Raw genomic sequence first — 12,929 nt, 5'->3', positions numbered from 1 at the left:
GGGGGATTACTTGATCTTCAAGCTGCTGCCGTTGCTGTGGATCACATCGCGATACCAGTAGAAACTCTTCTTGCGGCGGCGCTCCAGGCTGCCGTTACCTGCATCATCGCGATCGACATAGATAAAGCCGTAGCGCTTCGCCATTTCCGATTTGGAAGCGCTGACCAGATCGATCGGCCCCCAACTGGTGTAACCCATAACCTCAACCCCATCGTCGATCGCTTCCGCAACCTGCACCAGATGGTCGTTGATATAGTCAATGCGGTAATCGTCGTTGATGCTGCCGTCGGCCTCGATGCGGTCTTTCGCCCCCAGGCCGTTCTCAACGATAAACAGCGGTTTCTGATAGCGGTCATACAGCACGTTGAGCAGATAGCGCAGCCCCACCGGGTCAATCTGCCAGCCCCATTCCGAGCTTGCCAGATGCGGGTTAGGCACCATGTTGAGGATGTTGGCCCGGGCGGTCTGGTTCTTTTCTTCGTCGGTGGTCACGCAGCCACTCATATAGTAACTGAACGAGATAAAGTCGACGGTTTCACGCAGCGCCTGCTTGTCTTCCTCGGTGACCGTCACCTGAATGTCGTTCTCACGGAAGAAGCGCTTCATATAGGCCGGGTACGCACCGCGCACCTGCACGTCACCAAAGAACATCCAGTCGCGGTTCTGGCGCTGAGTTTCCAACAGGTCTTCCGGTTTGCAGCTCAGCGGATAAAGAATACCGCCCAGCAACATATTACCGATCTTACCGTCCGGCACGATCTCATGGCAGGCTTTTACCGCCTTGGCGCTGGCCACCAACTGATGGTGGATCGCCTGGTAAATCTCGCTTTTGCTGCTGTCTTCAGGCAGGCCCACGCCGGTGAACGGCGCATGCAGCGACATATTGATCTCATTGAAGGTCAGCCAGTGTTTGACCTTATGCTTGTAACGCTCGAACACCGTGCGGGCATAACGCTCGAAGAACTCAATAAGTTGGCGATTGCCCCAACCACCGTACTTTTGCGTCAGTGCATAGGGCATTTCGTAATGCGACAGGGTGATCAATGGCTGAATGCCATATTTTGCCATCTCATCGAACAGCCGATCGTAAAACGCCAGCCCGGCTTCATTCGGCACCTCTTCGTCCCCTTGCGGGAAGATACGGGTCCAGGCGATCGAGGTACGTAGGCACTTGAAGCCCATCTCGGCAAACAACGCGATATCTTCAGGATAACGGTGGTAGAAATCTATCGCCACATCCTTGATACCGCTGTCTCCTGCAACGCGTGGCGTCAGCCCGCCAAAAATCCCTTGGGGTTGCAGATCTGACGTCGAAAGGCCTTTGCCATCTTCCAGATACGCGCCTTCTACCTGATTTGCCGCGACCGCGCCGCCCCATAGAAAATGCTGTGGAAATTTGCAACTCATCGCTTTCTCCTCAATAAACCTGATTAACGTAATAGTGTCAGCAGCGGTGCCTGTTCCTGCACCGGGCTTTGGCCGCTGGTGAGCACATCGACATAGTCGTCACTGTTGCTGATGATGATCGGGGTGGTGGTATCGAAACCCGCGGCACGGATAGCCGCTTGATCAAACTCGATCAACAGATCGCCCTGTTCAACGCGATCGCCCTCTTTGATATGGGCGGTAAAATGCAGGCCGTTAAGTTTGACGGTATCGATGCCCACGTGGATGAGCACCTCGGCGCCCTCATCCGATTCAATGCCGATGGCGTGCTTGGTTTTGAACAGCGATACTACGCAGCCATTGACTGGGGCCACCACTCGGCCCTGGTGCGGCATAATGGCCACGCCTTTACCCAGCAGGCCGCTGGCAAAGGTGGCATCCTGAACCTGTTCCAACGGGATAATGTCGCCAGCAATCGGGCTGGTAACCTGCTGTTTGCGGTTGAGCGGTGCATGTGGAGCTGGGGCGGGTGCCGTTTCAGCCGGTTGTTCCGCTGGCGGTACGATGCCGAACAGATAGCTGGCAATGGCCGCAAACACAAACGACACCAAGGTACCGGCAATCGCCCCCAGGACCGTCGCATCAAAGCCGCCCGCCGGGATGATCTGGGCAAAGGTGAAGATACTGACCAAACCAAACGAGTAGGTTGCCGTGTGGAAGTAACCGATCACCGCACCACCCAACGCCCCACCAATACAGCCGAAAATAAATGGCCGTTTGTTTGGCAGCGTGACCCCGTACACAGCAGGCTCGGTAATTCCGAAGATACCGGCGGTAACGGCAGAGCCCGCCATCACCCGCAGCTTGGCATCGCGGGTACGCAGCATCACGCCCAATGTGGCCCCCACTTGCCCCATCACCGCAGGCAGCAGCAGTGGGGACAGGGTGTCACGCCCAAACACACTCATATTGTTGAGCATCAGTGGTATCAGCCCCCAATGCAGGCCGAAGATCACACAGACCTGCCAGGCAGCGCCCATAAAGGCACCGGCAACGATCGGGTTAAAGGCATAGATGGCCTGATAGCCGTTGGCCAGCATCAGGCTCAGCCAGGTCGCCGCAGGGCCAATCAGCAGGAAGGTGAGCGGTACGGTGATCACCAGGCACAGCAACGGCGTCACGAAATTACGCAGTGCACTGTGCAACACGCGATTAAATAGCGGCTCCAGGCGGCAGGATACCCAGGCGGCAAAAATGATCGGAATGACCGATGAGCTGTAGTTGATAAAGGTGATAGGGATGCCGAGGAAATACTCCGGCTGGGCCCCCGGAAGCTGAGCCGCCTCAAAAGCCCCCATCATCAACGGATGCGTCAACGCCCCACCAATAGCCATAGTGACAAAAACGTTACCGCCAAATTTCTTACCGGCGGTGTAACCCAGCATGATCGGTAAGAAATAGAACAGCGCGTCGCTGGAGGCAAACAGCAGCTTGTAGGTGCCGCTACTCTCCAACAGCCAACCACAGGCCAGGCTCAACGCCAGGAAGCCCTTGAGGATCCCCGAGGCCGCCATCACGCCGAGCAACGGGGTAAAAATGCCGGAAACCACGTCGATAAAGCGGCTGAGCAGATTTTCCTGTTTATCTTCTTGTGCATTGGCGGGCGTATCCTCACCTGCGCCAAGCTGCGCATTCAAGGCGTTATAAACCTCCCCGACGTGGTTACCTACCACCACCTGAAACTGGCCACCGCTTTCCACGACCATGATGACGCCCGGGTTTTTCTTCAGCGCCTCCGCATCCGCCAAGGCGTGTTCTTGCAGCTTAAAACGCAGGCGGGTGGCGCAATGCACCAGGCTTTTCACATTGTCGCGGCCACCGACGCCGGCCAAGATCTCACTGGCTAATTCCTGATATTTCATGGTTGCATCCTTAACGCTTAACCTTGCTGCTCCCCCAGACACGACGATGGCCAATCGTCGTGGAGGAATTCAGCGCAAAAAAAAACCTAAACCTCGTAGCCTCTGATCCCAACGTGGGGAAACAGAAACTCGAGGTTTAGGTTTTGCCTGCCAAAGCAGTGACAACCCTAAATCGGTTGAGCTATGACGGTAACACTCTGTTTTTCAGTGCGGCAAGGCTTTCCGCCACAAAGTTGCCGAAGTGTGATCCGGTATACAAAATTCCCGGCCATCCCCTCAGCGCTTTTGTACCGTTAGCCAGCCACAAAAAGCATTACTATTCTTAACCTATTTCCGCAGTGTAATTTACCGTAAAGGCATGTCTTAATACGCAACAAAACATAATCAATAAAGACTAAAATCATTAAATAACATTGAATTACGATTTAATTTCGACCTATTTGTTTCATCGGATTTATCATTTTACTCATTTTTGAGTAGCCAAAAAACCCTCTGCAAAGCCTATTAAATGCCAAGTAAAATCTTAATCAACCCAGAAAATACATCAGAAAAACTAACTAAAAGATGGACAAACATAGTGGGGAGTATTATTACTAGTCTCCAGAAAATTTGTTTTAGGGAAAGCAGTAGCCATGGCATTACGTACAGAACTTGGGCGGGTGTTAATTACCGGTGCCGGTGGCCGAGTGGCGACCGCGTTCAGGCAGTTTGCTGGCCACCGTTACGACTTTCGCCTTGCGGAAAAAGAAGCTGGCCTGATTTCTCATTTGCGGCCCAATGATGAAGTGCTGACGTTCGATATCACCGATATCCAGGCTTGTCGTGCGGCCTGTGCCAATATTGATACCGTGCTGCATTTAGCCGCCGATCCTTCCGCAGAGGCTGATTTTTGTTCTTCACTGATGAACAACAATATCCTCGGTACGTTCAATATTTTCCGGGCAGCAAAAGACGCGGGCTGCCAGCGCGTGGTGTTTGCCAGCAGTGCACAAGCGGTGGAAGGCTATCCATTGGATTACCAGGTGCGCCCGGACGATGCGCCGAAGCCAAAGAATATGTACGGGGCCAGCAAGGCGTTTGGCGAAGGTATCGCCGCCTATTTTGCCCATCAGGAGGGGCTTTCTGCCCTGTCGGTGCGGATTGCCAACTTCACGACGTTGGAAGCGGGCCAGCAAATCAGCGCACGGGATATGAGCGCCTTCCTGAGCCACCGGGATGCCGCCGATCTGCTCGATCGCTGCATTCGGGTTGCCGATGTACCACATGCGGTAGTGCATGGCATCTCTAACAACCGCTATAAGCGACTGTCTTTAGAAGAAACCACACGTCTGCTGGATTACTACCCCGAGGACGATGCGTTTACCCTGCTCGGGTTTAGCTAAACAGGCGCAGCATGCAGCGCCCCTGCGTGATAAACCCGGAGAGGATTTATCATGAAGGTGGCGCTAATGCCACCATCACCCACGTTCATAAAATCACGGTTTTTCAGCAATCTTGCGCAGATACTCGTTGTTTTTGAAGGCGATGATCACCATTTCAAAGCAGACACGGATGAATACCCCACCAACGATGACACTCCCCAGGCCGCGTAAAAACTCGCCAGAAATCATCAGCGCGATCCCGCCAAACAGAACGCCCAACAGGCACAGCCAATAAACGCCGGTAATGATTTTCGGCGTCAGCATCGCATCAAAAAAGAAAATATTTTTCATTGTGTATCCCTTCATTGGTTAAGGTTGACCGCTCCTGAGCGGCAAAGCGCCCTCAAGCTGGAATTAAGTATACTGGTCAAAGATGACAAAAGGTAAGAAGAAATGACTAATTGTTACCATTGCGTTTAAAGGCGTAGCGATGCCAAAGTCTGGTGTAACCCGGAAATCAATCCCGGGTGTTAATTTTTCAGGCAGGTCTGTTGCCTACCCCTTCTGAATACTAATCTGCCAGCGAGCATCACCGGTCTGCTGGAAATCCGTCACGCTGTGCCCTGCCTCAACGGCCCAGCGCGGCAGGTTTTCCGTGGCCTGGGCGCAGTCATATTCAATCACCAGCAAGTCGCCAGAGCCCAATTGTTCAATGTGCTTTTTGGCTTCCATCAGCGGGAACGGACAAAGCTTACCGGTAGTATCCAGAGTGATCGTTTTCATAGTCCTTAAGCCTCTTTTGTTTTAATCGATTGGTTCGGAAGAATAATGGTGAAATAGCTGACCAGCCAGCTTCCCAATAGGATGCACGGAATAAACAGCCAGCCCTGCCACGAGAACCAGGCGGTGTTGACGATGGTATTACCCAGCATACAGCCGCCAGCCAACCCACTGCCGATCCCCATCAGCCCTCCCCCAAACAGACTTTTGACCATGGTCGGGAGGCCGGGCGAGCGCAACCGCAGCTCCTGGCTTCCCCAGGCAGCCACCAGCGCACCGGCAAAAATCCCGATCAGCAGATAGCCAGCCCAGCCGAAGAAACCGGTTTTACCCTCGGTGATTAACGAGAACAGCTGCGCGCTGGGGCCGCTGATGCCCAAACCGCCGACCCTGCCCGACTCCAGGCTGGAAGGCCATGCCAGCAGAGCAATCACGCCGATCAGTACGGCACTGACGAAGGGATGCCAGCGTGCTTCGAACAGCCAGTGGGCAATGCCCTGCTTGCGCGGTTTGGGTTGCGGAACGGGGAAGGATTTACGTTGCAGATGGCGCCAGACCAGCACGCCCGTCAGCACGGTTAACACCACCACCGCAGGCCAGGGAGACATACCGAACGTCTGCATCAGCGAAGCGTCCGGCAAGGCCGGGGCGTTGATGGGGGCGAACAGTTGTTTGCCACCCGGCTGGCGGATATACCAGCTAGCGACCACAAAACCGAGCACGGCAATCATGCTGCCGGCCAGCCCCTCGGCAGCGCGGTAGTAAGCGCCGGTAGAGCAGGAGCCTGCCAGCCCCATACCGAGGCCGAAGGTGACGCCGCCGATCAACGTGGCCAGCCAGCGGAAATCCCCACCGGGGATCTTGGCCCAGCCGAGGACAACGAAGGCGAACAGACCGATGCTTTGCAGGGTGATGATAATGAGGATAGCGAGGGTCATGCGCCCGTCGCGGAACAGATAGAGGTCTCTCAGACCGCCGGCCATACAAAAGCGCCCGCGTTGCATGATAAATCCAAGAAGGAACCCCAGAAACAGACCTGTCATAAGGGAAAAACTCCTTTTTTATGGCTATGCCATATCCAGATTGTAAACAGCGTGCCCTGGGTAGGGCGCAGGCATTTTACGCGCTAGAAATCGAGAAGTCATACAAACAGAAGGGATATTGAGGGCGCGATCGAATTATTGGATTTTAGATCCCAATGATCTACCACTGCGTGTGTAGCGTTTTTGCATACACAGTGTATAATTGTATATCACTTTACTACACGGATACGACGATGAAACCTGAAACTAGAGAAGCCCCGATCAATATTCGGGCAAAAGCGTCTCAACGCGACCTGATCGATATGGCTGCAAGTCTCTTGTCGAAATCGCGTACCGATTTCATGCTTGAAGTGGCTTGCCGCGAGGCGCAGGACATCCTACTGGACCAGCGTTTGTTTATCTTAGACGACGAACAATATGATGCGTTTCTGACCGAACTGGATGCGCCTATCACCGCTGAACGCCAGGCCCGTATTAACGACCTGATGAGCCGCAAATCGCCATGGGAATGAAAGCTCCCGAGCCCTTGTCATCCGGGCATAACCTCGCTGACTTTTGCTGTTCAGAGCCGATGCTTAATGAGTGGCTGAGAAAGAAAGCGCTTAAAAATCATAGCGCAGGAATTTCGCGCGTTTATGTTATTTGCGCAGAGGAAACCCATAGGGTCATTGGATACTATTGCCTAGCAACTGGTAGCGTTCAGAGGAATACCGCCCCCGGAGCTTACAGACGCAATGCGCCAGAGTCACTTCCGGTTATCGTTCTTGGCAGACTTGCTATCGATCAGGCGTACTCAGGTAAGGGTCTAGGGGTCGCATTGTTAAAAGACGCGATATTTCGGACAAAGAATATTGCTCAACAAGTTGGCGTGAGAGCGTTAATCGTTCATGCATTGAATGAAGGGGTGCGAAACTTCTACATCAAGTTCGCCTTCTCCCCCTCCCCTGAACACCCACTGATGCTGTTTTACCCAATAAAGCTTTAGTACCAAAAATACCTTTATCGGCATCATTCGTATAGCTTTTGGGTTCTATAGTCTAGCGTTGGCAAAAATTCAGCCTGAGGGGGAGTTCTGCTATCATCCACAGGATTGGGGGGAATGCCCTGTGTTGCACAGTAGAGGTATGATTTAAAAATGGATACAGAGGCAAGTCGTACAACGCAAGTTTTGTCGGTTTTTGATTTTGACGGAACGCTGACTCACCACGACAGTTTTATCCCATTTCTGCGTTTCGCCTTTGGTCGGCGCGTATTTGCCCGGCGCTTATTGCAGCTGGCGCAGCCTGCGTTTAAGCATATGCGCAAAAAACTCACCCGCGACGAGCTAAAAGAAACCCTGATTAAGGTTTTCCTGACCGGGGTGGACGAGCACTGGTTCCGCCAGCAGGCAGAAGCATTTTGTTCGGCCTATTGGACCAAGCTGATGCGCCCTTCCGGGCTGATTGCGGTTGCCATGGAGGTCAGCTCCGGCGCTGAAGTCACGATTTGTTCCGCTTCGCCGGCCCTGGTGCTACAGCCGTTTGCCGATCGTTTGGGTATTAAGCTGATTGGTACTCAGTTGGAAGTGGTCGACGGGAAACTCACCGGGCGCATCACCGGCCATAACTGCCGCTGTGGGCAGAAGATTGAACGCCTGGAAAGTATCTATGGCCCGATGGGGAACTATCATCTCAGAGCCTGGGGCGATACCCGCGGGGACTACGAACTGTTGGCGGCGGCCCAGGACGCGCACTGGCGGCATTTCCATCCGGCCTGGTCAAAGCGCCGCTCTGCGGTCAAACGGATACGCGTCGCGGAGCCTAATGTCATCAGCAAGACCGATCAGTAAGCGTAAGAATTCCCAGCTCCAGCGATCCCTATTGGCCCCTCACCCCAACCCTCTCCCACAGGGAGAGGGAGCTGGAATTGTGCAGTAATCAGGTACCGTGATCGACCTACTTCCTGCGCAAAAAAACAGCTGGTACAGTGGCGTGATCAATATAAGAGATCTGATTCAGTGCGGTGGCCAGGTAGATTGCTGCAACCAATCGCACACTCGATCGGTCCCCTCTCCCTGTGGGAGAGGGTTAGGGTGAGGGGCACCACTGTACGTATATATTTTACTTAAGTCTCTGTTACTACTAAATTAAATAATAATCCGGTCCGCCTTGGCCGCATCATACCAGTCTTTAAACTCTTCCAGCAGCAGATCGTACAAACGGTCTTCTTTCATCGTGGCAAAGTCGTCAATCGCGAAGAAGTTGGTGTTATCCACCCGGCGATCGGTGAAGGTATCCAGCTTTTCCAGCACGCCGTAGTTCGAGCCACCCAGGCCGACAAACTTCCAGAAAATCGGATAGTTGGCCGAACGCTTGATCGCCTCTTTGATCTGACGCGTTTTGCTGATACCACCGTCGGTAATAAACACCACGTATACCGGCATATCACTGTGTTTAAACGTATCGATCAGTTCCTCCATCACCGGCGGCTCATTATTGGTGCCGCCCAGTTTTGGCAGGATCTCCCACATTGAGCGCTTGCCGCTGCCCTGGATCGCCTTGATATAGCCATCAAGATTATCCAGCGTCACATCGGGATATTTTGCGTGTTTTTCGGCAAAGCCCCAGACGTCCATCGAGCCGTCATCATCAAACTGCACGGCCAGCACGGCGATGCGATCCAGTACCGCCTGCACATTGCCCTTTTTGAACTGCCCGGTCATCGATCCTGAAGCATCCAGCACGAACGCGACCTTGGCCTTTACCGACTGCAGATTGAATTTAGCCAGGCTGACGGTGACGTTCTTCGCCAAGCTCACCAAATGCGGAGCTTTATCCTGCAGTTTTTTCTCCAGGCTGACGGTCGGCGGCGGAGTAGCAGGCGCAGCAGGCTGAGCCACATCAACGCCATAGTTTAACGCCAGCGGCTCCAGGCCACCGTTAAAGCCCTGCCCCAGCGCGCGCAGCTTCCAGTTACCGGCATGGCGATAAATTTCAGCGACAATCAGCGCCTTCTCCTGGCGGCCCGGGGTTTCTACGCTGTATTGGGCAACGTTCTGCGCATCCATTTTCAGGTGTTGCAGCCCAGAGATCGCGTCCAAGCCATCAATCACCAAAGTGATGGCAATCTTGCTGACATCGGCGTCAATTTTGCTTAGATCTAACGATAGGGTGCTGCTTTGGTGGGTGGTTTGTAAAACGACGCTGCGGTTGGGGGTAGCGGTTTGATTGAAGAAGATAAAATCGGCATCGCCACGGACTTTGCCCTCGGCATTCAGCAGGAATACTGCGGTATCAGGCTCACTCTTAAAACCAGGGTTGGCGGGGTACTGCAGGGTCAGGTTGAGCTGGGTGCCATTGACCACCAGATTCTGGCCGGACTGTAAAATCATCAGGATAACCTCCTGTTAAAATAGCTATTTTCCGTAACGATAGTGTTGGCGGGGACATGCATGAGAGGAACGGGGGCAAGGGGTATAGCTGCGCCCCTCACCCCAACCCTCTCCCAAAGGGAGAGGGGGCTAGTACGGTGCCGTAGGCAAGTAGCGTGATCGGCCAGCTTCCTCCGCAAAAGGGAGTTGAGCCAGCGCTACTCAGCTGCAGGAGTTAATCTGCCCCGGCAACGAGCTAATCTTAGATATTCACGCCATGCTGTGAAGCCAGCGCGGACAGGCCACCGGCAAAACCTTGGCCCACGGCCTTGAACTTCCACTCGGCACCGTGGCGATACAGCTCGCCGAAGATCATCGCGGTTTCGGTAGACGCATCTTCAGACAGGTCGAAGCGGGCGATTTCGGTGCCGTTATCGTTGTTGTAAATGCGCATATAGCTGTTGCTGACCATGCCAAAGTTCTGTTTACGCGCTTCGGCATCATAGATGGTGACGGCGAAAACCAGTTTCTTGACTTCAGCAGGCACTTTGCTCAGCTCAATTTTGACCTGCTCATCGTCGCCATCGCCTTCACCGGTGCGGTTGTCGCCCTGGTGCTCAACGGAGCCACAGGCACTCTTCTTGTTGTTGAAGAAGATAAAGCTGCTGTCGCCCAGCACCTTACCGTCATCACCAACCATAAATACGGAAGCGTCCAGGTCAAACCCTTGGCCATCGGTGACACGCGCATCCCAACCTAAGCCAGCCATGGCAATGTTCATGGTTGGTGCTTCTTTGGTCAGGGATACGTTACCGCCTTTTACGAGAGAAACTGCCATTTTAAAGCTCCTGCTTTGTAGGGGATGATACGGGCAGTAGTGTACTGCCCGTAATATTAACTAGCTTGTCGATCAGGACGCGTTGATGCCGTACTGAGCACACACGGAAGCCAAGCCACCGGCATAACCCTGACCTACCGCGCGGAATTTCCACTCGGCGTTGTTGCGATACAGCTCACCAAACAGCATGGCGGTTTCGGTGGACGCATCTTCTGTCAGGTCGTAACGGGCCACTTCGGTCTGGTTGTCATCGTTCACCAAACGGATAAAGGCACCGGATACCTGGCCGAAGCTCTGACGACGAGCCTGCGCATCGTGGATAGTGACCACAAACACGATCTTGTCGACATCAGCCGGGATCATATCCAGTTTGATTTTCAGAGATTCGTCATCGCCGTCGCCTTCACCAGTACGGTTGTCACCGGTGTGGGTGACGGAACCGTCTGCAGAGGTCAGGTTGTTATAAAAAATGAAGTCAGCATCACCGCGCACTTTCCCGTTTGCGGCCAGCAAGAATGCAGAGGCATCCAGGTCAAAGTCTTGACCATCGGTGGAGCGTGCGTCCCAACCCAGACCAATCAACACATTCTTCATGGTTGGGGCTGCTTTACTCAGGGAAACATTACCGCCTTTAGATAAAGAAACACTCATTGTTCTAACCTCTCAAAAAAGTAAACTCATGCGAATTGATTTCAGCTGGATAGGAGATCAGCTCTCCTTTTTCTCCTCGGCGTCGGGTTTGCCTGGGAACATGACGCTCGCGATAATACCCACCGCAAGAACGCCCAGCACGACAAACAGGCTCGCCGTTGCTGAAATGCTGTACCCATGATGCCAGATGTGGTCGGTGGCATTAAGACCCAGTTTCACCGCAATGAAGAACAGCAACACAATAACGGCTTTTTCCAGATGCGTCAGGTACTGCTTCAGGGCTTCCAGTACAAAATACAACGTACGCAGGCCGAGGATGGCGAACATCATGGCGCTGTAGACAATCAGCGGCTCACGGCTCACGGCGATGATGGCCGGTACCGAGTCAAACGCAAACATCACGTCGGAAAGCTCAACCACAGCCACACACAGCATCAGCGGTGTAGCGTAACGCCAGGCTTTGGCACCACGGCCAATGGTCACATCCTTGTTTTCCGGTTTAGCCAACTCTTCATCAACTTCTTTCTGGCTTAACAGGAAATCGTGGCCCCGCAGTTTCGGCCAAATCGGGAAGAACCGTTTAACCATGCGGTACGCCAGGTGCTGCGAGTAGTCTTCGATCTCATCATCGTCATCGCCGCTGCGCAACATCATCACCGCCGTCCAGGCCACGATCAGCGCAAAGACAATTTCAACGTATGGCCCGAGGCTGAGCAAACCGGTACCGATGGCAACGAAGATGCCGCGGAACACGATTGCCCCGATAATGCCCCAGTAGAGCACCCGGTGACGGAAACGATCCGGCACGGCAAACCAGGAGAAGATCGCCATCATGACAAACAGGTTATCAACCGACAGCACTTTCTCTAAGGCATAACCGGTGACAAACAGGCTGGCCACTTCGGCACCGTGGTGGATATACAGGAAACCGGCAAAGGCCATCGCTATGGCGACCCAGAACACAGACCATAGGGCTGCGCTCTTGAGCGAAATAGGCTTGTCATCGCGGTGCATAAACAAGTCGATAAAAATGGCCCCGACAGCCAAAACAATGAAAACAATGACGGTTTCGGTCGGGAAGCCGATGTTCGTGGATACCATATTAACCTTCTGAAGATATTACATTAAAGACCGAATTCGGCCGCATCAAAGCCCAGAGCAGCCACGATTTCGCGTACCGCTTTTTGCTCATCCTGATCGAAGTCACCGTCGCTTTTGGCTACGGCAATACCCACACGGATGGCCAGTTGGGCCGCTTCCGGCTGGTCTTTCAGCGCCAGGATGTACTTCATGGTTTCGCCTTTGCCGATTTCGACATCGAATTCAAAGCTGGCGATCAGTTTGTTAAAGAATTCGATGACTTCAGAAGTCTCGAACACTTTCAGCTCATCAGATGCCTGGAGGAACCCAATCATCTTCTGTTTTTCATCAGAGCTGACGCCGTCACTGGCCACGGCGATGCGTGCACAAACGGCCACGGTACCCTGCATGAACTTTTTATTCTTGAAACGGCTAACCTGCTTGGTTAGCTCGTCGCGGCTGGCACTGAATGCCCCTTTAACCTTGTTGAAAAAACTCATGGTGGAATCCTCTGTGAAA

General features: G+C 53.5%; 14 protein-coding genes. 4 read left to right on the top strand and 10 right to left on the bottom strand.

The window, feature by feature from the left end:
* Positions 1-6: 6 nt before the first annotated feature.
* Together ACX9GU_RS01305 and bglF are read right to left on the bottom strand one after the other, a co-directional pair.
* Positions 7-1,407 carry a glycoside hydrolase family 1 protein gene (locus tag ACX9GU_RS01305; protein WP_473193624.1) on the bottom strand — a complete coding sequence of 467 codons (1,401 nt, stop codon included), beginning with the start codon at positions 1,405-1,407 and terminating at the stop codon, positions 7-9.
* Between the two features lie 23 nt (positions 1,408-1,430).
* Positions 1,431-3,308, bottom strand: a complete 1,878-nt coding sequence (bglF, locus tag ACX9GU_RS01300) for a PTS beta-glucoside transporter subunit IIABC (protein ID WP_473193623.1) — start codon at positions 3,306-3,308, stop codon at positions 1,431-1,433.
* A gap of 632 nt (positions 3,309-3,940) precedes the next feature.
* Between bglF and ACX9GU_RS01295 the strand changes: the two genes are divergently transcribed.
* On the top strand, positions 3,941-4,690 hold the full coding sequence (locus tag ACX9GU_RS01295; protein ID WP_473193622.1) for an NAD-dependent epimerase/dehydratase family protein: 750 nt from the start codon (positions 3,941-3,943) through the stop codon (positions 4,688-4,690).
* Positions 4,691-4,783: 93 nt separating this feature from the next.
* Here ACX9GU_RS01295 and ACX9GU_RS01290 read toward each other — a convergent pair whose 3' ends face one another.
* The 3 genes from ACX9GU_RS01290 to ACX9GU_RS01280 form a co-directional block, all read right to left on the bottom strand.
* Complete coding sequence (locus ACX9GU_RS01290) at positions 4,784-5,020, bottom strand: DUF4282 domain-containing protein (RefSeq protein WP_473193621.1); 237 nt, start codon at positions 5,018-5,020, stop codon at positions 4,784-4,786.
* 204 nt (positions 5,021-5,224) lie between these two features.
* Positions 5,225-5,452, bottom strand: coding sequence for a sulfurtransferase TusA family protein (locus ACX9GU_RS01285; RefSeq protein WP_024485057.1), 228 nt, complete (start codon positions 5,450-5,452; stop codon positions 5,225-5,227).
* A 5-nt stretch (positions 5,453-5,457) separates the two neighbouring features.
* Complete coding sequence (locus ACX9GU_RS01280; RefSeq protein WP_473193620.1) at positions 5,458-6,492, bottom strand: YeeE/YedE thiosulfate transporter family protein; 1,035 nt, start codon at positions 6,490-6,492, stop codon at positions 5,458-5,460.
* Between the two features lie 233 nt (positions 6,493-6,725).
* On the opposite strand from ACX9GU_RS01280, the gene ACX9GU_RS01275 reads away from it, so the two are divergent.
* The 3 genes from ACX9GU_RS01275 (at position 6,726) to ACX9GU_RS01265 (ending at position 8,320) form a co-directional block, all read left to right on the top strand.
* Positions 6,726-7,004, top strand: a complete 279-nt coding sequence (locus tag ACX9GU_RS01275) for a type II toxin-antitoxin system TacA family antitoxin (protein WP_059199145.1) — start codon at positions 6,726-6,728, stop codon at positions 7,002-7,004.
* On the top strand, positions 6,995-7,477 hold the full coding sequence (locus ACX9GU_RS01270; RefSeq protein WP_447888256.1) for a GNAT family N-acetyltransferase: 483 nt from the start codon (positions 6,995-6,997) through the stop codon (positions 7,475-7,477). The genes ACX9GU_RS01275 and ACX9GU_RS01270 overlap by 10 nt, the downstream gene beginning before the upstream one ends.
* A 150-nt stretch (positions 7,478-7,627) precedes the next feature.
* A complete protein-coding gene (locus ACX9GU_RS01265) occupies positions 7,628-8,320 on the top strand; it encodes an HAD family hydrolase (protein WP_473193619.1) in 693 nt (230 codons plus the stop codon).
* Between the two features lie 297 nt (positions 8,321-8,617).
* On the opposite strand, the gene ACX9GU_RS01260 is transcribed toward ACX9GU_RS01265, so the two are convergent.
* From ACX9GU_RS01260 to ACX9GU_RS01240, 5 genes are all read right to left on the bottom strand, one after another.
* A complete protein-coding gene (locus tag ACX9GU_RS01260; RefSeq protein WP_473193618.1) occupies positions 8,618-9,862 on the bottom strand; it encodes a vWA domain-containing protein in 1,245 nt (414 codons plus the stop codon).
* Between the two features lie 241 nt (positions 9,863-10,103).
* Entirely contained in the window at positions 10,104-10,679 is a 576-nt protein-coding gene (locus ACX9GU_RS01255) for a TerD family protein (protein ID WP_473193617.1), read from the bottom strand.
* 72 nt (positions 10,680-10,751) lie between these two features.
* Entirely contained in the window at positions 10,752-11,330 is a 579-nt protein-coding gene (gene terD, locus ACX9GU_RS01250) for a tellurium resistance membrane protein TerD (protein ID WP_021181597.1), read from the bottom strand.
* A gap of 57 nt (positions 11,331-11,387) precedes the next feature.
* Positions 11,388-12,431, bottom strand: a complete 1,044-nt coding sequence (locus ACX9GU_RS01245) for a TerC/Alx family metal homeostasis membrane protein (protein ID WP_473193616.1) — start codon at positions 12,429-12,431, stop codon at positions 11,388-11,390.
* A gap of 23 nt (positions 12,432-12,454) precedes the next feature.
* Positions 12,455-12,910: a tellurite resistance TerB family protein gene (locus ACX9GU_RS01240; protein WP_141130908.1), complete on the bottom strand. Its 456-nt coding sequence runs from the start codon at positions 12,908-12,910 to the stop codon at positions 12,455-12,457.
* Positions 12,911-12,929: the final 19 nt, after the last annotated feature.

The sequence above is a fragment of the Serratia sp. K1WW1 genome (genome assembly GCF_055790865.1).
This window is presented reverse-complemented; position numbering and strand designations above follow the sequence as displayed.